Raw genomic sequence first — 24851 nt, 5'->3', positions numbered from 1 at the left:
GGCGGTAATCGCCTGAAGGCTTGCGCATCGAAGCGCCAAGTCCCCGGCACGGCGTCCCCGGCGCGGCGCCCCTCTCGGCGGGATCGGCTCGGGATCCCGGGCGATCATGCGCGCGGACCGGCAGGGCTCACGACATTTTTGCCCGAGGGCGGTGCAGCCCTTGCGCTGGGTGAGAAGACCTGGCGCGCCGGAGTGCCCTAGCGTCACCGGCAATCAATGGGCGGTGGACGCGGACAGGGCATACCGGGCGTGGGTTCGAAGCGTGGGAAATCTCGGGGGGGCCGCGGCAAGCCGGCCCCGTCGACAGCGGCTGGCCGGGCACTCGGCCCGCTGACGGTCGCCCTTGGCTCGGCCGTCCTGCTCGGTGCCGCCCCGGCTTTCGCGCAGACCACCGGCGGCACTGGCGGCTCCGGCGCGGGAGGGCGTTATGACGCTGGAGCGACCGGTGGAGCTTACACGCTCGGCGGCGCCGGCGGGACACCGGGCGCGGCGGGCGTCACCGGAAACGGCGCCAACTGGTATGCCCCCGGCGCCGTAGTCCTGTTTCTCGGCAGCGGCGGCGGCGGTGGCGGCGGTGCCGGCGGCGGCATCGGCGGCACCGGCGGCTTCACCAATGCCGGATCGCCGAGCCCGGGCGCCCCGGATGTCATCATTCCCGGCGGCACGGCCGGCAATGCCGGCGGCGACAGCGTGCAGTTTGCGCCGGGCGGTGGCGGTGGCGGCAATGGCGGGTGGCATGGCTCGGTCATCAGCGGCGGCGCCGCCGACCTGTGGTCACCGACGGTCGCCGGCAATGGCGGCACTGGCGGGCGCGGCGGCCATATCGCCGGTACCAGCGCATCCACCGGAGCCACGGGCGGCGGCGGTGGCGGCGGTGGTGGCGCCGGTGGTTATGGCCTCGTCGGCGGCGCGGGGGCGGTGGTCACCTCGACCACGATCGTGCAGGGCGGCAATGGCGGCACCGGCGGCAATGGCGGCAACGCCTCGAACACTCAGCCGGAGGCGGCGTTCAGGATCGTCGGGGGCAATGGCGGCACCGGCGGCGACGGCGGCATCGGCGTCTATGGCTCCAATTTCACCTTCGTCAACAGTGGCACCGTTCAGGGGGGCAATGGCGGCAGTGGCGGCGCCGGCGGGTCCGGCCAATCGTCGCTCTATTCGTCCGTCGCCGGCGCCCAGGGGCAGGGCGGCGAGGGCGTCTATGGCTCCAACCTGACCATCATCACGTCAGGCGCGATCAATGGCGGTTATGGCAGCACCGGCCAGGCCAATGCGGTGACTTTTGCCGGCGGCAACAATGCGCTGGAACTGCGGAACGGCTACTCGTTCTCCGGCCAGGTCGCCGGCGACGGCAATGACCAGCTCCGGCTCGGCGGCGCCGACAACGGGCAGTTCAATTCGAACGCGATCGGCTCGCAATTCACCGGCTTCAGCTCGGTGCAGGTCAACGGCACGGGGACCTGGTTCGTCTACGGCACCAATTCGCTGGCCTGGTCGGTCAATGCGGGCGGCGGCCTGCAGACGGCGACCGGCCTCACGCTCAACCTCACCAACACCTTGAACAATAGCGGCACGGTCACGACCCAGGTGGCGAGCTCGATCTCGGTCACGGGCATCACCACCAATGCCGGCTCGATCCAGAATGGCGGCTCCTTTTCCGGCCGCATCGCCAATAGCGGTACGGTCACCAATAACGGCACCATGAATTCGCAGGTGAATTCCAACAGCGGGACGATCACCAATTCGCGCGACTGGACCGGCAACATCCTGGGCAATACCGGCACCATCACCAACAATTCCGGCTGGACCGGCAATGCCGTCAACAGTGCCGGCGGCACGCTGATCAATGCCGGAACGATGACCGGCACCGTCGGCAATAGCGGCACTTTCGACAATAGCGGCTGGGTCCAGGGCCGGCTCACCCAGTCGGCCGGCACGAGCACCAATAGCGGCACGCTCAGCGGCGGCGTCACCGTCACCGGCGGCAGCTTCACCCAGACCGCCGGCGGGGTCGGCGGCGGCCTGATCAACAGCGCCACGGTCAACACCAATGGAGGCTTCATCAACGGCGCGATCGCCAACAATGCCGGCGGCACGTTTAATGTCGGCGGCACGGTGACCAGCGACCAGACCTTCGCCAACGCCGCCGGGGCAACGCTCGCGGTTGGCGCAGCCGGCAATTACACGGTCGCCGGCCTCGTCACCAATAACGGCACCACCACGGTTGCCGCGGGCGGCGTGCTGACCGGCAATGCCGGCATCCGGAATGTCGGCACGCTGACCTCGAGCGGCACGGTGGCCGGCGGGCTGATCAATACCGGCACGGTCAATGCCAATGGCGGCGCGATCAACGGCGTCATCGCCAACAATGCCGGGACATTCAATGTCGGCGGCACGGTGACCAGCGACAACACCTTCACCAATGCCGCGGGGGCGACGCTGGCGGTCGGCGCGACCGGCAATTACACGGTGTCGGGGCTGGTCACCAATAACGGCACCACGACGGTCGCTTCGGGCGGCGCGCTGACCGGCAGCGCCGGCATCCGGAATGTCGGCACGCTGACCTCGAGCGGCACGGTCGCCGGCGGGTTGACCAATACCGGCACGGTCAATGCCAATGGCGGCGCCGTCAACGGTGTCATCGCCAACAATGCCGGGACGTTTAATGTCGGCGGCACGGTGACCAGCAACAACACCTTCACCAATGCCTCCGGCGCGACGCTCGCCGTCGGCGCTGCCGGCAATTACACGGTGTCTGGCCTCGTCACCAACAACGGCACGACGACGGTCGCCGCGGGCGGCACGCTGACCGGCAGCGCCGGCATCAGCAATTCGGGCATGCTGACCTCGAGCGGGATGGTCGCCGGCGGGTTGACCAATATCGGCACGGTCAACGCCAATGGCGGCGCGATCAACGGTGTCATCGCCAACAATGCCGGCACCTTCAGCGTCGGCGGCACGGTCACCAGCAACAACACGTTCACCAATGCCGTGGGCGCGACGCTCGCGGTGGGCGCGGCCGGCGCCTACACCGTGTCGGGGCTCGTCACCAACAATGGCACCACGACGGTCGCTTCGGGCGGCGCGCTGACCGGCAGCGCCGGCATCGGCAATACGGGAACGCTCACCACCAGCGGCACGCTGTCGGGCGGGTTGACCAATAGCGGCACGGTCAATGCCAATGGCGGCGCCATCAACGGCGCCATCGTCAACAGCGCGAGCTTCATCGTCGGCGGCACGGTGACCAGCGCCAACGGTTTCACCAACGCTATCGGGGCCACGCTGACGGTCAATGCCGGCGGCCATTACACGATCGGGTCGCTCAACAATGCCGGCACGGTCGTCAATAACGGCACGCTGACCGATGACCTCGACAATACCGGCAGTTTCACCAACAACCTGACGACCAATGCGATCGTCAACACCAATACCGGCACGATCACCAACAGCGTCACCGGCACCTGGACCGGCCAGGTCACCAGCAACGCCAATATCATCACCAATGCCGGGTCCTGGACCGGCAACATCCTGGCCAATACGGGCACGATCACCAACCAGGCCGGGGCGACCTGGACCGGCAACGCCACCAACAGCGCCGGCACGCTGACCAATGACGGCACCTGGACCGGGGCGGTGTCGAACGCGGCGAATTTCACCAACAGCGCCACCGGCACGGTGTCCGGGCTGTTCAGCAATATGGCGGGCACCGCGACCAATGCCGGGCAGCTGAACGGCGGGGCCAGCGTCTCCGGCGGCACGTTGACCAACAGCAATCTGATCGCCGGCACGGTGACCGTGTCGGGCACCGGCAGGGTTGCCAACAACGCCACGATATCCGGCGCGGTCAACAACGCCGCGACCTTCGACAACAATGCCGGCGGCACGGTGTCGGGGCTTTTGGCCAATACGGCGGGCACCACGACCAATGCCGGTGAGCTCAACGGCGGCGCCAGCGTCTCCGGCGGCACGCTGACCAACACCAACCTGATCGCCGGCACGGTGACCGTGTCGGGTACCGGCACGGTCGCCAACAACGCCACGATATCGGGCGCGGTCAACAACGCCGCGACTTTCGACAACAATGCCGGCGGCACGGTGTCGGGGCTTTTGACCAACACGGCGGGCACCACGACCAATGCCGGGCAACTCAACGGCGGCGCCAGCGTCTCCGGCGGCACGCTGACCAATAACAACCTGGTCGCCGGCACGGTGACCGTGTCGGGCACCGGCACGCTCACCAACAACGCTACGATTTCGGGCACCGTCGCCAATGCCGCGACCTTCGACAACAGGGCCGGCGGAACGGTGTCGGGGCTTTTGACCAACACGGCCGGCACCGCGACCAATGCCGGCCAGTTGAACGGCGGCGCCAGCATTTCCGGCGGCACGCTGACCAACACCAACCTGATCGCCGGCACCGTCACCGTGTCGGGCACCGGCACGGTCGGCAACAGCGCCACGATCACGGGAGCGGTGAACAATGCCGCGACCTTCGACAACCATGCCGGCGGCACGGTCTCCGGGCTCGTCACCACCAGCGCAGGCATCACCACCAATGCCGGCCAGCTCAACGGCGGTCTCGCCATCACCGGCGGCACCTTCACCCAGACCGGCGGCTCGGTGTCGGGCGGGCTGACCAATAGCGGCACGGTCAACGCCATCGGCGGGTCGATCGACGGCGTGATCGTCAACAGCGCCGCGTTTCATGTCTCGGGCACGGTGACCAGCGCCAACAGCTTCACCAACAATGCCCTGGGCACGCTGACGATCAATGCCGGCGGCAACTACACGACCGGCGGCCTCGCCAATGCCGGGACGGTGATCAATAACGGCACGCTGGCGGGCGCTCTCGGCAATAGCGGCAGCTTCACCAATACCCTGACGACCAACGCGATCGTCGACACCAATAGCGGGACGATCAGCAATTCGACCACGGGCACCTGGACCGGCCAGGTGACCGCCAATGCCAACAGCATCACCAATGCCGGGTCGTGGAACGGCAATGTCCTGGCCAATGCCGGCACGATCACCAACCAGGCCGGCGCGACCTGGACCGGCAATGCCGGCAATGGCGCCGGCACGCTCGCCAATGACGGAACCTGGACCGGTAGCGTGTCGAACGCCGGGACCTTCACCAATGGCGCCACCGGCACGGTGTCGGGACTTTTCACCAATACGGCGGGCACCGCGAGCAATGCCGGCCAATTGAATGGCGGCGTGACCGTCACCGGCGGCATGCTGACCAATTCCAGCCTGATTGCCGGTACGGCGACGGTGTCGGGCACCGGCACGCTCACCAACAACGCGACGATATCGGGCGCGGTCAACAATGCCGCCAGCTTCGACAACAAGGCCGGCGGCTCGGTCTCCGGGCTGGTGACCAACAGCGCGGGAACGGCGACCAATGCCGGCGCCCTCGGCGGCGGGGTGGTCGTCACGGGCGGCACCTTCACCCAGACCGGCGGTTCGGTCGCCGGCGGCCTGACCAACAGTGCCACCGTCCAGGCCAATGGCGGCGCCATCAATGGCGCGATCGTCAACAGCGCCGGCCTGTTCGCCATTGGCGGCCTGGTGACCAGCAACGCGACCTTCGCCAATGCATCGGCCGCGACCTTGGCGATCGCCGCCGCCGGGGCCTATGCGGTCACCGGGCTTGTCACCAATAACGGCAATGTCACGATCGCCGCCGGCGGCCTGCTGACCGGTGCTGCCGGCTTCAACAATGCGGGCACGCTGACGTCGAGCGGAACGCTGGCCGCTGGCCTGACCAATAGCGGCTCCGTCTACGCCGTCGACGGCGCCATCAACGGGGCGATCGTCAACAGCGCCGGCCTGTTCCAGGTCACCGGCACCGTCACCAGCAACGATGCCTTTGCCAATGCCTCGGGCGCCACGCTCAGCGTCGCCGCCGGTGGCCACTACACGGTCGGCGGAGCCTTCACGAGCAATGGCCTGGTCACGGTCAACGGGACGCTGATCGCGTCGAGCGGGCTCGACATCAACAATGGCGGGGTGATCGGCGGCGCCGGCACGCTGCCGACGACACGGGTGAACGCCGGCGGGATTCTCGCTCCCGGCAATTCCATCGGCACGATCACGGTATCGGGCAATCTCAGCTTTGCCGCCGGCGGCGGTTATCGCGTCGAGGTTTCGCCCACCAGTGCCGACCGGACCAATGTCACCGGCACCGCGACACTGGCCGGCACGGCGACCTTCCTGCCTCAGGCCGGCTCCTACACGATCAACGCACGCTACCTCATTCTCAATGCCGGCAGCGGCATCTCGGGCACGTTCAATGCGGCCGATTTCACCAGCGGTTTCGGGCTGACCATCAAGCCGAAGCTGATCTATGACGCCAATAACGTCTATCTGGAACTTGCCCCCAATTCGATCTCGCCGTTCCTGCCGGGTCATGCGGCGGGCAATTCGCGCAATGTCGCGGGCGCGATCGATACGGCGTTTGGCTCAGGCCTTGCCCCGGCACCCTTCGTCGGCCTGTTCAACCTGTCGGCGGCGGGCCTTGCCGCCGGCCTGTCGCAGCTTTCCGGGCAGATCGGCACCAGCGCGGCGGTGGCCGGCGCGCAGGACATGGGGCAGTTCCTCGACCTGATGCTCGACCCGTCGGTGGAGAGCCGGGCCGAGGCCGCGCCGAGCGCCAGCGGGCCGGCGCTGGCCTTCGCGGCGAGCCAGGCGGCGAGCTCGTTTGCGCTGATGACGGCCTATGCGAGCTTGCCGGGCCGCGGCCCGGCGCGGCCCGAGGACCGGCGCTGGTCGAGCTGGGGCACGGCCTATGCGGCGGCCGGTTCGTTCGCCGGCAATGCCGGGCTCGGCACCTCCGATCTCAGCGCCCGCACGGCAGGCGTCGCCGCCGGCGCCGACTATCGGCTCGATGGCGGCACGCTGCTCGGCTTCGCGATCTCCGGGTCTTCGCTGAACTACAACCTCGGCGGCGGCTTCGGCTCGGGCAAGGGCGAGGCCTTCAAGGCCGGCTTCTATGGCTCGACCCGGTTCGGCGACGGCTATGTCTCGGCATCCGCCGCTTATGGCCACTATGCGCTGTCGACCAGCCGCTCGGTGCCGCTCACCGGTGTCAGCGGCGACCTCACCGGCCATGTCGGCGCCGACAGTTTTGCCGGCCGGCTCGAAGCCGGCTACCGCATCGCGGCGACCGCCTCGGCCGGCATCACGCCGTTTGCCGCGCTGCAGGCGCAAAGCTTCCGCCTGGCCGGCTATAGCGAGACCGGCACGGCGGGCGCCAGCGCCTTCGCGCTGAGCTATGGCGCGCGCCGCTTCAACACGATCCGCAGCGAACTCGGCCTGCGTTTCGACACGCGCCTGGCGGTTTCGGAGCAGTCGATCCTGCTGCTGCGCGGCCACCTCGCCTGGCGCCACGAATTCTCCGGCGCGCCGGCGCTCAACGCGAGCTTCGACAGCCTGCCCGGCACCGGCTTCGTGGTCAGCGGCGTGGCCCTGCCGCGCGACGTGCTGGCGGCCTCGATCGGTTCGGAATGGCGCTTCGCCAATGGCTGGTCGGTCAGAGCCAAATTCTCCGGCGAATTCGCCAACCGGTCGCTGTCCTATGGCGGCAGCGGGACGCTGCGCTTCGTCTGGTGAGGCGACGGTCAATCCACAGGGCCGGGCTCAACTATAGTGTTATCGTATCAAGCTGAAACGCCCTGCACAAAGCTCCGTCGTCCTTCGAGGCTCGCTTCGCTCGCACCTCAGGATGAGGGTAGTAAGTGAATTGCACCAATCGCGCTGACGAAACCTGCACCTCTTCGAGCATTTGGCGCCGTCATTGCCGCGATATCCCACATTCCTCATCCTGAGGTGCGAGCGAAGCGAGCCTCGAAGGACGACAAACCTTTGTGCAGAGCGCTTCAACCTGCAGCCATTACGCATCAGGACGACCCGCGCGCGTCGCACGCGGGCCGTTTTGTTCGAAGCAAATGGCCCGGCTGCCGCCAGGCCGTCATGCATTGCGCGAACGCTGGGCGTCGAGGCTGATCGGCCCAGGACCGGCGAAGGTCAGGTAGAAGAAGACGAAACAGTAGAGGATGGCCAGGTTGCCGGCGTTCTGGATCGGAAAGAACGAGCGCGGGTGATGGCCGATGAAATAGGCGAAGGCCATTTCGCCGGCGACGATGAACGCGACCGGCCGGGTGAACAGGCCGAGGATCAAAAGGATGCCGCCGACGATCTCGAGCGCGCCGGCAAACCAGATCAGCGAGAACAGCGACGGGGCGCTCGGCGGCGCCATCGGGAAGCCGAGCAGCTTGACCAGGCCGTGCTGCAGGAACAACAGGCCGACGACGATCCGGAGCAGGCTCAGGACAGTGGGGGCCCAGGAATTGAGGGTCGAGGTCAGTCGGTCCATGGTCGATCTCTTGGGTTGGTTTCCGGTTTGACTTTGATTTGTCTGGCTCGACGCAGAATCGATCGCCATTGGCGATCTCTCGAAGACCTTAGCCTGAGCCCGAGCGAAAGCAACGCGACGGCCAAGAGCCGTTCAGCCGTTGAGGAAGGCGGCGAGTTTGTCCAGGGTCGAGCGGCAGTCCGCCTCATTGTCTTCGGGCCTGATGCCGCGCGGAATATTGTCGCAGCGAATGGTCACCCGGGTGCCGCCGGCCTCGGGCGTGAGCTGCGTCTCGACGATCATCTCGCCGGCAAATGACGGGTCCGGTGAAACGAACTCGACCGCCCAGACCACCTGCTCGCCCGGAACCAGCCTGGCAAAGCGGCCCTGGAACCGGTCGGTGGTGTCAGAGGTCTTGCCGCGCACGGCCGGCTCACCCCCGGAATAGACCAGCGACATGCTGAAGGCGCCGCCTTCACGCGGATCGAAGACGTGGACCACGCCGGTCATGGTGCCCGGCGGCAGCCAGCGCGCCAGCGCCTCCGGGTCGAGATAGGCCCGGTACACCGCCTCGCGCGGCGCGTTGATCAGTCTCGACACCGTTGTGCTCGCCAGATCGCCCATGGGCGGAGGATAGCAGGCGGGCCGGCAATGTCCCAGCGGGGCCGCGCGCGAAGCGTTGGCGGGATCAAAGCGAAAAATAGTCTCCGCAGGGCAATGCTGCGGATAAAACGCTCCTCATCGCCGAGCGAACATGGTTGAAGGAGGTCCGCTCACCGATCGGCCTTCCCCCCGCCATGCCTGTTCTCTCCCGCGCCGTCACGGGAATTCTGCTCAAAGTCCTGTCGACCATGGCGTTTACCTGCATGTCGACGCTCGTGCGCGTGGCGGGCAAGGAGGTGCCGGTCGGCCAGGTGGTGTTCTGCCGGTCGTTTTTCGCGCTGATCCCGCTGTTCATCATGCTGGCCTGGCGCGACGAGATCATGGATGCGTTCCGGGTCACCAGCGTCTCCTCGCATATCAAGCGCGGCGTCATCGGCGCCACCGGCATGTTTTCCGGTTTCGTCGGGCTGACCTTGCTGCCGCTCGCCGATTCCACCGCGATCAGCTATGCGGCGCCCCTGATGGTGGTGCCCTTGGCCGCCATCATCCTGGGCGAGCGGGTGCGCATCTATCGCTGGTCGGCGGTCGCCATCGGTTTCATCGGCGTGGTGGTCATCCTCTGGCCGCATCTCGACATCGAGGCGCTCCGCGCCATGTCGGATGGCCAGACGGTCGGCGCCATGTTCGCGCTCGGCGGCGCGGTCTGCGCGGCCTTTGCCACCATCCAGGTGCGCAAGCTGGTCTCGACCGAGACGACCGCGGCCATCGTCTTCACCTTCATGATGCTCTGCGCCGTGCTGGCGCTTTTGACCTGGCCGCTGGCCCATGTGCTGCCGATCGGCCAATGGATCGTGCCCAGCGTCTGGCAGGCGGTCATCCTGGTGGCGGTCGGCGTGTTCGGCGGGCTCGGCCAGATCCTGCTGACGGTGAGCTATCGCCACGCCGATACCTCGCTGATCGCGCCGTTCGAATATTTCTCGATGATCTGGGCCATCGTCATCGGCTATTTCGTGTTCCGCGACGTGCCCAGCGTCTATGTGCTGGCCGGCGGCGCGATCGTCGTCGCCTCGGGCATTTTCGTCATCTGGCGCGAGCACCAATTGGGGCTGGAACGGGCGCGCCAGCGCAAGGTCTCGACGCCGCAGGGATAGGGGTGTCGGAGGCTGGGGAGCAGTGCATGATCGGCCGTGGCATCGCCGGCGTCTTCATCGTGGCGACGGCCAGCCTCCTGGCCGCGTGTTCGCCCTGGGCGTCCGAGGCGGTGCTGCTGCGCAAGCCGTCGCCCGACGGCCAGCGCGAGGCCGTGCTGATGACTTGTCGCAACCCGAGCGACCCCTCCGCCCAGCGCCTGGTCGGGGCGGTGTTCAGGCGCGAGGCGGGCCAGGCGCCGGGCTGCAACGACCTCGCCGCCCCGGCGACCGCCAGCTGGTTCGATGCCTCCATGCAAGCGCTGCCGCCGGCAACCGGGGAAACCGTCGAATGGGTGGAGGGCCGCGCGGTGTTCACCCTGCGGCGCCGGATCATCATCAGCCAGACCCGGTTTCCCGGCGAGATGACCGCGCTCGAGGTGCAGGCGCTGGACCTGCCCGAGATCAGGTGATCGAGCCGCGCAGGGCCGGCGGGACCGCGATGCGGCGCCGCCGATCGCGCGCCTTGGCCCAGTGCCGCATTGCACGCAGACCAAAGCTCGGCTAGGACGCCCTTTGGGGGCAGGGATGACGGACTGGAAAGCCATCAGGCGGTTTTTGGTCGCGAATATCGCGATCTACGCGCTTGTCGCTCACAGTTTCCTCATGGCGCTGGCAGTGGTGCCGCGCCCGCTCGTCCAGGGCGATCTGTTTGCCGGCCCATTGATCCTCTGTTCGTCGCATGCCGACGCCGAGGCTCCCGCGCCGGCCGATCATCATCATCATCCGCCAACCCATTGCGCGCTCTGCGGCCTCGGGCATTGCGGTTTCGCCCAGCCCGGCGGCGGAGCGATCTTGCCTCCGGCCGCCGCCTTTTCCGGCTTGGTCGTGCTGGCGGCGGCCTCCGACCCGTTCAAGCCGCCGTCGCTGCCCGGCAATCACCGCGCCCGCGCGCCCCCGATCTTCATCTGAAACGACGCCAAGGCCGACGCCGGTGCCTGTCCCCTCGCGGGCGGGGGCTCGCGTCTGCCGCATCGCCACGTCTTCAGTGAAGAGATCCCGTCATGCATCTGTCTTTGCCGCCGGCTCGCGCGGCGCGGCGCTTTCGCGTCGCGACCTTGCTCGCGACCTTGTTCGCCCCATCAGCCATGATTCCAGCACTAGCCCAGGACCGCCCGAACCCCGTCCAGGCCGGCACCGGCCGCGACGCGGCGGCCAGCGGCGTCATCGAGCTGCAGACCATTACGGTCGAGGGCGCGGCCGATCCGTCGCATCTCGACGTCAGGAACGGCGCGGGCAGCCTTGTCGGCCTGACGCCGCGCGAGACGCCCGCCACGGTCAATATCGTCACCCAGAACGACATGCAGGAGAAAGGGCTTCGAAGCCTGGTCGAGACCTTCAACAGCGTGCCCGGCGTCACCGCCGGAAACCTGCCGGGCGAACCGGCCGTGATCTCGATGCGCGGCTTCTCGCGCGCCGCCACCGGTTATTCCATCGACGGCATGCGGGCGGTCGACCCGCTGGTGGTTTCGCGCAATTACGACACCTTCAATTTCGAGCGTGTCGAGATTCTCAAGGGCCCGGCATCGGTGATCCACGGCACCGGGGCGCTGGCCGGTTCGGTCAACCTGGTGACCAAACAGCCAAGGCTCGGAGACACTGGCGCCGAAGGCATGATGAGCTATGGCAGTTTCAATTCGCTGCGCGCCGGCATCGGCTTCAACACGCCGGTCGGGCCCAATGCAGCGGTGCGAACCACGCTCAGTTACGGCCAGTCCGACGGCTATATCAACGACACCCCGTCGCGCAATCTCGGCTTCACCTCGAGCGGCATCTTCACGCCGACCGACCGGCTGACCTTTTCCGGCTCGGTCAATTATTTCCACGACGAATTCAGAACGCCCTATCAGGGCATGCCGCTGATCGGGCGTTCGGTGGCGCGCAATCCCTCGGATCTGGTTTCGGCGCCCAACGGGCTCGTTATCGACAGGTCGCTGCGCAACCAGAACTACAATGTCCATGACGGCTTGATGCGGTCGGATACGCTGTGGCTGCGCGGCGGTGTCGAATACCGGCTGACCGACAACTGGACGATCAAGAACGAGGTGGGGTTGTTCCGGGCGGATCGCTACTGGGCGAATTCGGAGGACTTCACCTTCAACGCCGGCACCGGATGGCTCGATCGCAGCACGACCAAGATTACCCACGCCCATCAATTCTGGTCGGACCGTGTGGCCGCCGCGTTTGACGGTCAGGTCGGCGGCTTTCGCAACCGCTTCGCCGCAGGCTTCGAATATATCGATACGACCTTGGGTTCGCAGCGGCGGTTCGGCACGACCAGTTCGGTCGATCCGTTCAATCCGAACCGCGGACTGTTCCCGGCCGACACCGCGGCAAACTTCGCCACCCGGCAGAATTATGACAGCCACCTCAGGACGATCGCCGGCTTTGCCGAGAACGCCATCAATCTGACGCCGGACTGGCTGGCGCTTGCCAGCATCCGCTACGAGACGATGCGGCTGGACCGCCGGATCGACGATCTGAACACGGGCGTCACCACCCGCTTCAACAACAGCTTCCAGAACCTCTCCTGGCGGATCGGCACGGTCTATGATCTGACCAGCGGCACGGCGCTGTTCGCCCAGTACAACGAGGCGGCGGTGCCGGTCGCGACATTGCTGTTGAGCAATACGGTCAATGGCCGTTTCGAGCTCTCGACCGGACGTTCGCTCGAAGCCGGCATCAAATCGACCTTGTGGAACGGCCGTATCGTCGCGACCGCCTCGGTCTACCAGATCGAGCAGAACAATATCCTGACCCGCGATGCGGCCAACCCGGCGCTGACCGTGCAGGGTGGCAGCCAGCGGTCGCGTGGCATCGAGCTCGATGTTTCGGTGGCACTGACCGATCAGTGGAAGCTGGCGGCCAATGCGTCGTTCATCGACGCGCGCTTCACCGAACTGAGGAGTGTGGCGCGCGACCTCACCGGCAACCGGCCGACCAATGTGCCGGCGCAGTCGTTCACGGTCTCGACCAGCTACCGCTTCGAGACCGTGCCGCTGACGGTCGGCGCCTCGGCCCAGCATGTCGGATCATTCTATACCGACACCGCCAATACGATCCTGGTCAAAGGCCGCACGCTGTTCGACGCCTGGCTCGCTTATGACGTCGGGCGCGGCACCTTGCGGGTGCGCGGCCGCAACCTGACCAATGAATTTTATGCCGACTGGTCCGGCTATAGCGCCACCCAGGTCTATATCGGCGCGCCGCGCAGCGTCGACGTTTCCTACACCGTCAAATTCTGAGGACCGGATCGGGGCGGCCGGCGCGCAATCGCCAGCCAGCCGCCTCATCCGTCCGACGCCGATCTCGGGATCCCATGGCCATGACGCAAGCTGTCTCGTCGTCCGCCGCCCTCTACCGCACCGTCTGGCGCTGGCATTTCTATGCCGGGCTCGTCGTCGCGCCGTTCATGCTGATCCTGGCGGTGACCGGGGCGATCTATCTGTTCAACGACGAGATCAACGATATCGTCTACCGGCAGCAGCGCCTCGTGCCGCCATCCACCCAATCGGTGCCGCTCAGCCAGATGATCACCGCCGCGCTGGCCGACGATCCCGAAGCCAGGGCGACACGGATCGATACCCCGCGCGAAGCCGGCCGCAGCGCCGAGGTCTTCGTCACGCCGGCGACCGGCGCGCCCCGGCGGGTGTTCGTCGATCCCGGCACCGGGCAGGTGCTCGGTTCCTATGTCTATGCGCGAACCCTGGTGGGCTTCGCCGACCTTGCCCATGGCTCGCTGCTGCTCGGCGATTTCGGCGACGGCATCGTCGAACTGGCGGCCTGCTGGGGCTTCATCCTGATGGTGACCGGGCTCTATCTCTGGTGGCCGCGCGGCCAGCGCCGGCTCGGCGGCGTGGTCTTTCCGCGCTGGCGCCTCGGCGGACGGCGCTTCTGGAAAGACTGGCACGCGGTCATCGGCATGTGGACGGCGCTGCTGGTCATGTTCCTGATCCTCACCGGGCTGCCCTGGGCAACCGTCTGGGGCGATCTCCTGCGCCGCGGCACCGATCTCGCCGGCATCGGCTATCCCGTCAGCCATCGCCTGCACGGAGCGCTGCCCGGCAGCGCGGCCACCGTCAAGCAGGCAAGCACCGGCGCCGCGCCATGGACGATCGCCCATGCGCCGATGCCGCAGTCGGACCCGCACGCGCATCACGGCGGCCATGGCGCGCCCGCCGAGGCGGCGACAACCGCTGCCATCGGCATCGACGCCGCAGTGGCCATTCTCGCCCGCGAAGGCATGATGAGCCCTTACCGGCTGAGCCTGCCGCGGGATGCCAGGGGCGCCTTCGTCGCCTTCACCTATCCGGACCAGCCGGAGACCCAGCGCACGATCTCGATCGACCAATATTCCGGCCGGATCCTCGGCGATGTCGGCTTTGCCGATTATGGCTGGGCGGCGAAAGCGGTCGAGCTCGGCGTCCAGATCCACATGGGCAATTATTTCGGGCGGCTCAACCAGATCGTCATGCTGATCCCGTGCCTCGGCATCATCGTCCTGTCGGTGACCGGCCCGATCATGTGGTGGCGACGGCGGCCCAAGGGCAAGCTCGGCGCGCCCCGGGCGCTGGCGCCCGCCGGCATGCGCAGCGTCGCCCTGATCATCCTGGCACTCGGCCTGGTGTTTCCGCTTGCCGGCGCATCGCTGATCGTCGTGCTGACCGGCGAGCGGCTGGTCGGCTGGATCGCCGCGAGGCCACGATGGTCGGGAGCCGCCTGACCTGTCCGGCACGATGACACGCGTCGCATTCCGGGGCGAGTGGACACCAGGGATTGTTGAGGATCGTCTCCACGGCGCGTCTCGCTGAGACCGGCGACCGGCGGCACAAGGCCAAGCCATAGGGCAGGGGCCTGGTCGCCACGCCGCGATGGGCGAGCTCCTACGGTTCCTGCGCAACGGGCGGCGGCGATCAGCTCGCGCCGCAGTTCGAGGGGCCTGTCAGTTCCAGGGACCTGTCAGTTCCAGGGACCTGTCAGTTCCAGGGACTTGTCAGTTCCAGGGACTTGTCAGTTCCAGGGACTTGGCGGGCCATAAGAGCTTGGCACCTGCTGGCGGTCGATCAGCATGCGGTCGCGCGCCGACACCGCCGGGCGACGACCCCAGGAATCACGGCGGCTCCACGCCTCACGCCGCCAGCCACGCCGCCGGCGCGGCGAGCGCTCGTCATTGCGATAGCCGGGATATTGGGCGGCGGCCGGCGAGGCCACGGCCAGGGCCGCCGCCGCAAGGGCCAAAAACAGGGAACGCCGGTCAAACATCTGATGCTCCACGGGATCGAGGGCCTAGAGCCGGCCCGTCAGGACCAGGATCAGCACGATGATCAGCACGAGGCCGATGCCGCCGCCGCCATAAACGCCGGTACCGTAGAACGAACCGCCGCCCAGGCCGCTGAAGCCGCCCAGGAGCGCGATGATCAGAAGGATCAGCAGGATTGTTCCGACACTCATGGCGCGTTTCCTCGAGGGGTTGTCTCACCTGAAACACCTGATCATGGCTTCCGGTTCCATTCCTGCCTGCGAATTCAACGGCTTGGAGGGAGGCGGCCAGACCCGGTTCGGCGCCCGGGCCCGCGCCGGGGGCCGAGCGAGCGCCATCGGACGAGTTGCTAACTCTCTAGCGGGTTAGTAAGTTCTGCCCCATGCCAGTGCTCCCGACCCCATCGGCGGAACCTTCGGCCCGCCGCGGCGCGGATGCGAAGCTCTGCCTGGACTTCGTCAACACGGTCGCCTGGCGAAACTCCGGCAAGCCCGAGGAGCGGCTGCCATCGGCCGAGGCCCTGGTGGAGTGGTGCGCCAAGGCCGGCGTCCTCGATGCCGCGGGCGCGGCGGCCGCGGCGCGCAATCTTAGCGGTTCGCCGGACAAGGCCAGCGCGGTGCATCTGACCGCGCTGACCTTTCGCGAAGCGGCCTATGGGCTGTTCCGTGCGCGCGTCGACGGCCGGCCGGCGCCGCCGGCCGATGTCCAGGCGCTCAACGCGGTGATCGCCCTGATGCCGCAACGCCTGGCCCTGGTGCCGGACCGGGATGGCCTGGGCTGGCGCGACGCGACCCGGCCGGCGACGGCGCTGGATATTCTGGCACCCCTGGTCTGGTCGGCCGCCGACCTCTTGAGCGGGCCGCGCGCCGAGCGGGTCAAGCAGTGCGAAGACCCGAAAGGCTGTGGCTGGCTGTTCGTCGATGACAGCCGCACGGGAACCCGGCGCTGGTGCTCGATGGGCGACTGCGGCAACCGCGCCAAGGCGCGCCGGCACTATCACCGGGCCCGCGACGAAGAGGTCGCCGGAGGCGGCCGCGCCGCTCGCACGGAAAAGCCGGCCGGAACAAAGCGCGCCGCGCGCTGACACGACAGTGACGCCGGATCGGCCGGCTGCAGGCGTGCCGCGTCACGGCCGGGGCTGCGGCTCCAGCCCGGCGAAGACCTGCGCGACCACGGCCTTGGCCAGTTCGGCAGGGGCAAGCTCGCCATCCGCCCGGTGCCAGCGGCCGATGCCGTTGAGGCTGCCGAGCATGGTGAATGTCGCGATCTTCGGATCGCAGGGGCGGATCGAGCCGTCCTTGACGGCGTCTGCGACCAGCGCACGGATCCGCGCGTCGATCCTGCGGCGATGGAAATCGATGCTCTCGCGGCTCGGCTGGCTGAGCCCGTTGATCGAGACCCGGACGGCGCATTTGCCGAAGTCCTGGGTCATGATCTCGGCATAGGCCTGAAGCGCGTTGCGCAGCCGTTCGGCGCCGCTGCGGGTGGTCGTCTCGGCGGCCTTCAGGGTTGCCTCGATCATCTCGAAGCCGACCTCGAAACAGCCGACGAGCACCTCTTCCTTGTTCTTGAAGTAATAGTAGATGGTCGGCTTGGTGACGCCGAGCTGGCTCGCCACGTCGCTCATCTGCGTCTCGTTATAGCCCTTGTGGCAAAACAGCCGGGCGGCCTCGCGCAGCACCGCCTCCTTCTTCTGCCGGCGCTCGCGGTCCTTGTCCTCGGCGGACAGGAAGGGCGAGGCCCGCATCGGCAATGTCGACGTCCCCACGAAACAGCTCCTCGGACCGCGGCAGGCAGCGCGCCTGCCTAGCGGCTCCTCTGTCGAATGGCTACCCTTCTTAGCTTAACTTACCCGCTAGTAAAGAGACTGATCCATTGGTAGGTTTCAAAAAAATAACAGAGGGAGGACGTCATGACATCACGTTTGGCGACATCACGCTTGGCACGAACCGCGCTTGTCGCCGCCTTGGCATTGGCCGCCGGTCCCGCCGCGGCGCAGACCGCCGGCGTGACCGAAACCGAGATCCTGCTCGGCTCCTCGGTCGATCTCACCGGCCCGGTCGCGGCCATCGGCGTGCCCATGAAGGCCGGTTTCGAAATCGCCGCCGAAATGATCAACGAGGCGGGCGGCATTCATGGCCGCCGGGTCCGGGTGATCGTCGAGGACAATGGCTACGACCCCCGCCGGGCCATCCTGGCGGTGCAGAAGCTGGCGACCCGCGACCGCGTCTTCGGCATTATTGGCCTGCTCGGCTCGGCGATTACCCAGGTGGCCTTGCCGATCACCGCCGAGCGCGGCCTGCCGATGCTGTTTCCCGGCGCGCCGATCCGGGTGGTCTATGACCCGCCGCAACGCCTGGCGTTCGGCCTGGTCACCGGCTACGACATCCAGATGAGCGCGGCGACGAGCTATGCCCATGATGTGCTGGGCAGGCGGCGCTTCTGCATGATGTACCAGGATGACGAGTCCGGTGAGCAGGCGCTTGTCGGCGTCGAGCGCAAGCTTGCCGAGCTGAAGCTCGCCCTGGTCGAGAAGACCACCTACAAGCGCGGCGCGACCGATTTCAGCGCGCAGTTCGCCAGGATGCGCGCCGCCAATTGCGACGTCGTCATGCTGGGCACCATCACCCGCGAGACGGCCGGTGCTGCCCTCGAGCGCGAAAAGATCGGCTGGGACGTGCCGCTGTTCGCGCCGCAGGGCGGCGTGTCGCGGTCGGTGATCGCGCTCGGCGGCAAGGCGGTGGAGGGGCTTTACGGCTTCACCCCGTCGCTGCCGATCCCGCTGGTGGCGGATGATCCGAAGATCGCCGAGGCGATCCGGCGGTTCAAGGAGCGGACCGGACGGACCGACAATCCCGACGACTTCTTCCTGGTCAGCTATGCCGCGATGATGCTGTTCGCCGAAGGTGCGCGCAATGCCGGCCGGCAATTGACCGTCGACAGTTTCGTCGCGGGCATGGAGCAGGTGCGCGACGTCTCGGTCGGGCCCGGCTTCGGACGCATGACCTTCACGCCGCAGCAGCGCCTCGGCTCCAGCGCGACCTTCGCGCTGCAGGTGCGCAACGGCGCCTGGACCTTGATCCGGCAGATGAACTGACCGGCGGCCGAGACTTGAAGTCCGGCCCGGCATGGGCCGGGCTCCCACCATGCCATCCCCAGCCCCTTGATCCAACCGGCAGGCGGTGCCCCTTGGCCCAGTTCCTCCAGCAGATCGTGTCCGGCGTCTCGGTCGGATGCGTCTATGCGCTCATCGCGCTCGCCTTCGTGCTGATCTACAAGGCCACCGAAACCGTCAATTTCGCCGTTGGCGAGATGATGATGATCGGCGCCTTTCTCGGCTTCACCTTCGTCTCGATCTATGCGCTGCCGCTCTGGCTGGCGGCGATCGTAGCGATCGCCGCGACCGCGGGCCTTGCGGCCGTGCTGGAGCGCGTCTTCCTCAGGCCGATGGTCGGCGAGCCGGCCTTTGCGGTGCTGGTCGTCACCATTGGGCTCGGCCTGTGCATCCGCTCGGTGGCGCTGATGGTTCCGGCCTGGTCGGGCGAGACGGTCAGGATCACCACGCCGCTCAGCGGATCGGTGCTCCGGGTCGGATCCATCGTCATCTCCGCCGATCACCTGGCGGTCGTGGCGGCGACGGCGGCCATCGTCGGCGGCTTCTTCGTGTTCTTCCGGCGGACCCGCGCCGGTCTTGCCATGCAGGCGGTGTCGCAGAGCCAGCTGGCGGCGACCTATATGGGTGTCAGGACCCGCTCGATCTCGACCCTGGTCTGGGCGATCGCCGGGGCGATCACCGCCATTGCCGGCCTGCTGCTGGCGCCCATCGCCTTCATCCACGTCAATATGGGCCTGCTCGGCCTGAAGGCCGTCCCGGCCGCCATCATCGGCGGCTTCTCCAGCCTGCCCGGGGCGGTGGTCGGCGGCATCACGCTCGGCATCTGCGAAAGCCTGGCGGGCTTTTACCTGCCCGAGGGCTTCAGCGACATCGCCGGCTACATCCTGGTCCTGGTGGTGCTGGCGCTGCGCCCCGAGGGACTGTTCGGCGAAAAGATCCAGAAGCGGGTGTGAGCCAATGCGTTATGTCCTCAGGACCAGCTATCGCCAGGACACGCGCCTGTTCAAGGACGGACTGCCGCAATATGGCTGGTATCTCGCGATGCTGGCATGCGCGCTGGCCGCACCGGCCTTCCTCGGCATCCACCACGTCAGCCAGCTCACCTTCGTCCTGATCTTCGCGATCGCCGGCATCGGCTTCCAGATCATGCTCGGCTTCTGCGGCCTGATATCGCTGGGGCAGGCGGGGTTCCTGGCGATCGGCGCCTATGCCTGCGTGTTCCTGGAGCGCCGGGGCGTGCCCTTCGTCCTGGCGCTGCCGGCCGCGGCGCTGATCTCGGCCGCCGCCGGCGCGGCGCTGGGCGTGCCGGTGCTCAGGCTCAAGGGGCTCTACCTCGCGATGGCGACCATGTCGCTCGGCTTCATCATCGAGGAGGCCGCCGCCCGCTGGACGACGGTGACCGGCGGCAATGCCGGCATGATGGTTCCGCCGATCTCGGTGTTCGGTTATCGGCTCGGCAGCGACGTTCCGCTCTATTTCCTCTGCCTCGGCCTGTTGCTGGCATCGCTCTGGGTCGCCGCCAACCTGCTGCGCTCGCCGACCGGACGGGCCATGGTGGCGGTGCGCGACAGCCAGATCGCCGCCCAGTCGATGGGTGTCGAGGCGGCGCGCGTCAAGACCAAGGCCTTCGCGCTCAGCGCCTTCTTCACCGGCATCGCCGGCGCGCTGATGGCGCACAAGCTGAGCTTCATCAGCCCCGACCAGTTCACCCTGGCCATTTCCATCGAGCTCTTGATCATGATCCTGATCGGCGGCATCGGTTCGCTGCGCGGCGTGGTGTTCGGCGCCATCTTCCTGGTGGCCATGCCGGAGCTTTTGGCCGAGCTCGAACAGCTGCTGCCCGGCGGCAACCTGCCGGCGCTCAGGCCGCTCGCCTTCGGCCTGCTGCTCATCCTGGTCATGCTGTTCGAGCCGCGCGGCATCAACGGGCTGGTCGAGAAGGCGGTGGACTATGTCAAGCTGGTCCCGCTCTATCGCAAGGGCATGTTCGCCCGGCAGCGCAGCTTCGCCAAATCGGAGCGCTGGTGATGCTGCTGGAAGCGCGCAATCTGTCTGTCGCCTTCGGCGGCATCAAGGCTGTCGACGAGGTGAGTTTCGGCGTCGCGCCCGGCGAAATCTTCACCATCATCGGGCCGAACGGGGCCGGCAAGACGACGATCTTCAATCTGGTCAGCCGGATCTACAATCCGACCGGCGGCGACATCTTCTATGGCGGCCAGGCGATCACCCGCGTCGCGCCGCAAGCGGTCGCAAGGCTCGGCATCGCCCGGACGTTCCAGAACATCGAGCTGTTCGACCATGCTTCCGTGGTCGACAACATCCTGGTCGGCTGCCACGTGAAGGTCCGCAGCGGCATCCTGTCGGAACTGCTGTTCACACCGGGCGTGCGGCGCCAGGAGATGGAGTTCCGCCGCAAGGTCGAGGAGATCATCGAGTTCCTCGAGCTGGAACACCACCGCGACGCGCCGATCGCCTCGCTGTCCTACGGCATTCGCAAGGTGGTGGAGATCGGTCGCGCCCTGGCGCTCGGGCCGAAGCTCCTGCTGCTCGACGAGCCGTCCTCGGGCCTCAACCCGGAAGAGACCGAGGACATGGTGCACTGGATCCGCGACATCCGCGACGATCTCGGCGTCACCGTGATCATGGTCGAGCACGACATGACGCTGGTCCGGCGCGTCTCCGACCGTGTGCTGGCGCTGGAATCGGGCCGCGTGCTGGCGCTCGGCGATGCCGACCAGGTGATCTCCGACCCGCGGGTCGTGCGCGCCTATCTCGGCGACTGAGGGAGACCGACGATGACCTCAACCCTGCTGTCGCTGTCCAATGTCGAAACCTTCTACGGCCGCATCATGGCCGTCCGTGGGGTCAGCCTGGCGGTGCCGGAAGGCGCCATCGTGACCATTCTCGGATCGAACGGGGCGGGCAAGTCGACCATCCTCAAGACGATCTCCGGCATCATGGCGCCGCGCAAGGGCACGATCACCTTCCAGGACCAGCCGATCACCGGGCTTGAAGGCGCCGACGTGGTTCGCCGCGGCATTTCCCATGTGCCCGAGGGCCGCGAGATCTTCCCGTTCATGACGGTCCAGGAGAACATCCTGATGGGCGCCTACTTGCGCCACGACCGCGACGCGGTGGAGCGCGAGATCGCCGCCTGGTTCGAGACCTTTCCGATCCTCGGCGAACGGGCGCGCCAGCCGGCCGGGCTGTTGTCCGGCGGCCAGCAGCAGATGCTCGCCATCGCGCGCGCCATGATGAGCAAGCCCTCGCTGCTGTTGATGGACGAACCCTCGCTCGGCCTGTCGCCGCTGCTCACCAAGCAGATCTTCGCCATCATCGGCGACATCAACCGGCGGTTCGGCACGACCATCCTGCTGGTCGAGCAGAACGCCCGGCAGGCGCTGGCGACCGCCCATTTCGCCTATGTGCTGGAGCTCGGCCGCATCGTGCTGGAGGGCCCGGCGGCCGAGCTCATGGAGAACGCCGACGTCAAGGAGTTCTATCTCGGGCTCGCCGACCAGGGCGTGCGCGGCGAGCGGCGCTGGAAGCGCAAGAAGATGTGGCATTGAGCGGAGCGCGGCGACGATGAACGCAGTGGTGCACGAGAAACCGTCGGTGGCATTCGACGATCCCGCCTGGACCGCGGCGCCGCCGTTCCTGCGCAATTTCACCGACCTGTTCCTGGCTCGCGCCCAGGCCTCGGCGGATCGCCCGGCGCTCTACGAGAAACGCCTGGGGCTGTGGCAGGAAACCAGCTGGCGGGGTTATGCGGCGCGGGCGGCGGAGATCGGCCATGGGCTTCTGGCGCTCGGCCTCGGCAAGGGCGAGGTGGTCAGCGTGCTGGCGCAGAATTCGGTCGACTGGGTCACCGTCGACATGGGCACGCTCGGCCTCGGCGGCATCTGCAGCGGCATCTATCCGACCGATTCCCCGGCCCAGGTCGGCTACCTCCTGAAGGATTCCCGCACCCGGGTGGTGTTCGTCGAGGACGAGGAGCAGCTGGACAAGGTTCTGACCGGGCGGCCGGACTGCCCGGAGCTCGAGACCATCGTGGTCTCGGACATGAAGGGCCTGTCGCATTTCAGCGATCCGATGGTCATGTCGTTCGAGGCCTTCCTGGCGCTCGGGCGCGATCATCGGGCGGCCCATCCCGGCGCCTGGCACGAGGCCGCGGCCAGGCAGTCACCCGACGATCCCGCGATCATCGTCTACACCTCGGGCACGACCGGGCCGGCCAAGGGCGCGCTGGTGACCCACCGCAGCCTCCTGTTCATCTGCTACAGCGTGCGCCAGTGCTTCACCCGGGCCGAGGGCCATACGCTGCTGTCGTTCCTGCCGCTCTGCCACATGGCCGAGCGCATCTGCGGCTCCTACCTCCAGATCATGTGCGGCAACGTGCTCTACTTCGCCGAGAGCATGGAGACCGTGCCGGAGAACCTGCGCGAGGTGCAGCCGCATTTCGTGCTCGCCGTGCCGCGGATCTGGGAGAAGCTGCATTCGCAGGTGGTGGTCGGGCTGAAGGACGGCGTGAGGCTGCAGCGCTGGCTCTATCGGGTGCCGCTCGCCGCCGGCGAACGGATCGCGCTGGCCGCCGAGGCCGGCCGGCCCGCCGGGCGCGGCGACCGGCTGGTCTTCGCGGCCGGCGAATGGCTGATCCTGCGCAACCTGAAGCGGATGATGGGGCTGTCGCGGGCACGCAGCCTGCTGACCGGCGCGGCGCCGATCTCGCCCGACCTGATCCGCTGGTATCGCAGCATGGGCTTCAGGATGCAGGAGGCTTATGGCCAGACCGAATCGACCTGTTTCCTGACCGTGACGCCGGCCGATGTCGCCCGTCCCGGCACCGTCGGCAAGGCCATCCCGGGCTGCGAGATCAAGCTGTCGCCGGAAGGCGAGATCATCGCCCGCGGCCCCAACATCTTCCGCGAATATCTGAACAAGCCGGACAAGACCGCCGAGGCCATCGTCGATGGCTGGCTGCGCACCGGCGATGTCGGCCGCTTCGACGATCAGGGCCTGCTCAGGATCGTCGACCGGCTGAAGGACATCATCATCACCGCCGGCGGCAAGAACATCACCCCGTCGGAAATCGAAAACCAGCTGAAGTTCAGCTCCTATATTTCCGATGCCGTGGTCATCGGCGACCGCAAGCCCTATCTGACCTGCCTGGTCATGCTCGACCACGACAATGTCGCCAAGTTCGCCCAGGACAAGAGCATTCCGTTCTCGAACTTCGCCAGCCTGACGCGGGCGCCCGAGGTGGTTGCCCTGATCGAGGCCGAGATCGCCCGCGTCAACGGCCAGTTCGCCCGGGTCGAGCAGGTCAAGCAGTTCCGCATCATCGACCGCGTGCTGACGCCCGAGGACGAGGAGATCACCCCGACGATGAAGCTCAAGCGCAAGTTCGTGCACGAGAAATTCGCCGAGCTCATTGCCGGCATGTACCAGACGGCCAAACCCCAATGACCGAGCACGCAGCGGTTCACGGCGACCTGCTGCCGCGCGATCTGTTCGCGCGCCGGACGGTGTTCGTCACCGGCGGCGGCAGCGGCATCAATTTCGGCATCGCCCAGGCCTTCGCGCGGCACGGCGCGGCGGTCGCCATTTGCGGCCGCTCGCCGGAGCGGCTGGACGGCGCCCGGGTCGCCCTCGAAGCGCTCGGCGGAAAGGTCTTCGCCAGGACCGCCGATGTGCGCGATGCCGGCCAGCTGAAGGCCGCCATCGACGGCGCCGGCGAGACGCTCGGCGATATCGGCGTGCTGGTCTGCGGGGCGGCCGGCAATTTTCTCAGCCCCGCCGAGACGCTGTCACCGAACGGCTTTCGCACCGTCGTCGACATCGACCTCTGCGGCTCGTTCAATGCCGCGCGCCTGGCCTTCGACCAGTTGAAGCGCAGCCGCGGCTCGGTGGTCTTCATCACCGCGCCGATGGCCCACATGGCGCATGCCTATCAGGCCCATGTCGGCGCCGCCAAGGCGGGCGTCGAGATGCTGATGAAAAACCTGGCGCTGGAATGGGGGCCTTTCGGCATCCGGTCGAACAGCGTCGTTCCGGGCCTGGTCGGCGACACCGAAGGGCTGCGGCGCATTTCCGCCCCGGGCGACCATGCGCGTTATCTCGACCACATCCCGCTGCGGCGCATGGGCCTGGTCGAGGATGTCGCCCAGGCGGCGGTCTTCCTGGCCTCGCCTTTGGCGACCTATATCACCGGCACGTCGCTTGCGGTCGACGGCGGCCAGGGGCTGCCGGGCTCGGCCTTCTTCAACGCCAACGGCGCCGACCTCCTGGCCGCCAACCCGCGCGCCTGACCCAAGCCCGCGGCGATGCATG

Annotated in this window: 19 protein-coding genes; 14 read left to right on the top strand and 5 right to left on the bottom strand. The window is 67.4% G+C overall.

Features of this window, described 5'->3' with window-relative positions:
• The first annotated feature begins 249 nt into the window (after positions 1-249).
• Complete coding sequence (locus E8M01_RS35735) at positions 250-7614, top strand: hypothetical protein (protein WP_136958586.1); 7365 nt, start codon at positions 250-252, stop codon at positions 7612-7614.
• Between the two features lie 358 nt (positions 7615-7972).
• Here E8M01_RS35735 and E8M01_RS02045 read toward each other — a convergent pair whose 3' ends face one another.
• Entirely contained in the window at positions 7973-8377 is a 405-nt protein-coding gene (locus tag E8M01_RS02045; protein ID WP_136958585.1) for a DoxX family protein, read from the bottom strand.
• 132 nt (positions 8378-8509) lie between these two features.
• A complete protein-coding gene (locus tag E8M01_RS02040) occupies positions 8510-8980 on the bottom strand; it encodes an SRPBCC family protein (protein WP_136958584.1) in 471 nt (156 codons plus the stop codon).
• Between the two features lie 173 nt (positions 8981-9153).
• On the opposite strand from E8M01_RS02040, the gene E8M01_RS02035 reads away from it, so the two are divergent.
• The 5 genes from E8M01_RS02035 (at position 9154) to E8M01_RS02015 (ending at position 14869) form a co-directional block, all read left to right on the top strand.
• On the top strand, positions 9154-10110 hold the full coding sequence (locus tag E8M01_RS02035; protein ID WP_136958583.1) for a DMT family transporter: 957 nt from the start codon (positions 9154-9156) through the stop codon (positions 10108-10110).
• 26 nt (positions 10111-10136) lie between these two features.
• On the top strand, positions 10137-10559 hold the full coding sequence (locus tag E8M01_RS02030) for a hypothetical protein (protein ID WP_136958582.1): 423 nt from the start codon (positions 10137-10139) through the stop codon (positions 10557-10559).
• Positions 10560-10674: 115 nt separating this feature from the next.
• A complete protein-coding gene (locus E8M01_RS02025) occupies positions 10675-11058 on the top strand; it encodes a hypothetical protein (RefSeq protein ID WP_136958581.1) in 384 nt (127 codons plus the stop codon).
• A gap of 92 nt (positions 11059-11150) precedes the next feature.
• Positions 11151-13391: a TonB-dependent receptor gene (locus E8M01_RS02020; RefSeq protein WP_136958580.1), complete on the top strand. Its 2241-nt coding sequence runs from the start codon at positions 11151-11153 to the stop codon at positions 13389-13391.
• A gap of 80 nt (positions 13392-13471) precedes the next feature.
• Positions 13472-14869, top strand: coding sequence for a PepSY-associated TM helix domain-containing protein (locus tag E8M01_RS02015; RefSeq protein WP_246088566.1), 1398 nt, complete (start codon positions 13472-13474; stop codon positions 14867-14869).
• 287 nt (positions 14870-15156) lie between these two features.
• Here the strand turns inward: E8M01_RS02015 and E8M01_RS02010 are convergent, their stop codons facing one another.
• Positions 15157-15408, bottom strand: coding sequence for a hypothetical protein (locus tag E8M01_RS02010; RefSeq protein ID WP_136958578.1), 252 nt, complete (start codon positions 15406-15408; stop codon positions 15157-15159).
• Positions 15409-15432: 24 nt separating this feature from the next.
• Positions 15433-15597, bottom strand: coding sequence for a DUF3309 family protein (locus E8M01_RS02005; protein ID WP_136958577.1), 165 nt, complete (start codon positions 15595-15597; stop codon positions 15433-15435).
• Positions 15598-15788: 191 nt separating this feature from the next.
• Here E8M01_RS02005 and E8M01_RS02000 point away from each other — a divergent pair, with 191 nt between their 5' ends.
• Positions 15789-16490 (top strand): CGNR zinc finger domain-containing protein, encoded by a 702-nt coding sequence (locus E8M01_RS02000; RefSeq protein WP_136958576.1) that lies wholly within the window; start codon positions 15789-15791, stop codon positions 16488-16490.
• Between the two features lie 42 nt (positions 16491-16532).
• Here the strand turns inward: E8M01_RS02000 and E8M01_RS01995 are convergent, their stop codons facing one another.
• The gene (locus tag E8M01_RS01995) at positions 16533-17174 is read right to left on the bottom strand and encodes a TetR/AcrR family transcriptional regulator (protein ID WP_136958575.1); all 642 of its coding nucleotides are present in this window, start codon (positions 17172-17174) and stop codon (positions 16533-16535) included.
• Positions 17175-17318: 144 nt separating this feature from the next.
• On the opposite strand from E8M01_RS01995, the gene E8M01_RS01990 reads away from it, so the two are divergent.
• The 7 genes from E8M01_RS01990 to E8M01_RS01960 all read left to right on the top strand — a co-directional run bounded on the left by E8M01_RS01990 (position 17319) and on the right by E8M01_RS01960 (position 24829).
• Positions 17319-18503, top strand: coding sequence for an ABC transporter substrate-binding protein (locus E8M01_RS01990; RefSeq protein ID WP_136958574.1), 1185 nt, complete (start codon positions 17319-17321; stop codon positions 18501-18503).
• Positions 18504-18595: 92 nt separating this feature from the next.
• On the top strand, positions 18596-19474 hold the full coding sequence (locus E8M01_RS01985) for a branched-chain amino acid ABC transporter permease (protein ID WP_136958573.1): 879 nt from the start codon (positions 18596-18598) through the stop codon (positions 19472-19474).
• Positions 19475-19478: 4 nt separating this feature from the next.
• Positions 19479-20549 carry a branched-chain amino acid ABC transporter permease gene (locus E8M01_RS01980; protein ID WP_136958572.1) on the top strand — a complete coding sequence of 357 codons (1071 nt, stop codon included), beginning with the start codon at positions 19479-19481 and terminating at the stop codon, positions 20547-20549.
• The gene (locus tag E8M01_RS01975) at positions 20546-21304 is read left to right on the top strand and encodes an ABC transporter ATP-binding protein (RefSeq protein ID WP_425467696.1); all 759 of its coding nucleotides are present in this window, start codon (positions 20546-20548) and stop codon (positions 21302-21304) included. Before E8M01_RS01980 ends, E8M01_RS01975 begins: the two co-directional genes overlap by 4 nt.
• Before the next feature lie 12 nt (positions 21305-21316).
• Positions 21317-22090, top strand: coding sequence for an ABC transporter ATP-binding protein (locus E8M01_RS01970; protein WP_136958570.1), 774 nt, complete (start codon positions 21317-21319; stop codon positions 22088-22090).
• Between the two features lie 16 nt (positions 22091-22106).
• On the top strand, positions 22107-23987 hold the full coding sequence (locus E8M01_RS01965; RefSeq protein ID WP_136958569.1) for an AMP-dependent synthetase/ligase: 1881 nt from the start codon (positions 22107-22109) through the stop codon (positions 23985-23987).
• A complete protein-coding gene (locus E8M01_RS01960; RefSeq protein WP_136958568.1) occupies positions 23984-24829 on the top strand; it encodes an SDR family oxidoreductase in 846 nt (281 codons plus the stop codon). Before E8M01_RS01965 ends, E8M01_RS01960 begins: the two co-directional genes overlap by 4 nt.
• The last annotated feature ends 22 nt before the right edge of the window (positions 24830-24851 follow it).

This window comes from Phreatobacter stygius (assembly GCF_005144885.1).
In the GTDB taxonomy this organism is placed as follows: Bacteria; Pseudomonadota; Alphaproteobacteria; order Rhizobiales; family Phreatobacteraceae; genus Phreatobacter; species Phreatobacter stygius.
The sequence above is the reverse complement of the archived record's forward strand: the minus strand, read 5'-3'. Positions and strand labels throughout refer to the sequence as shown.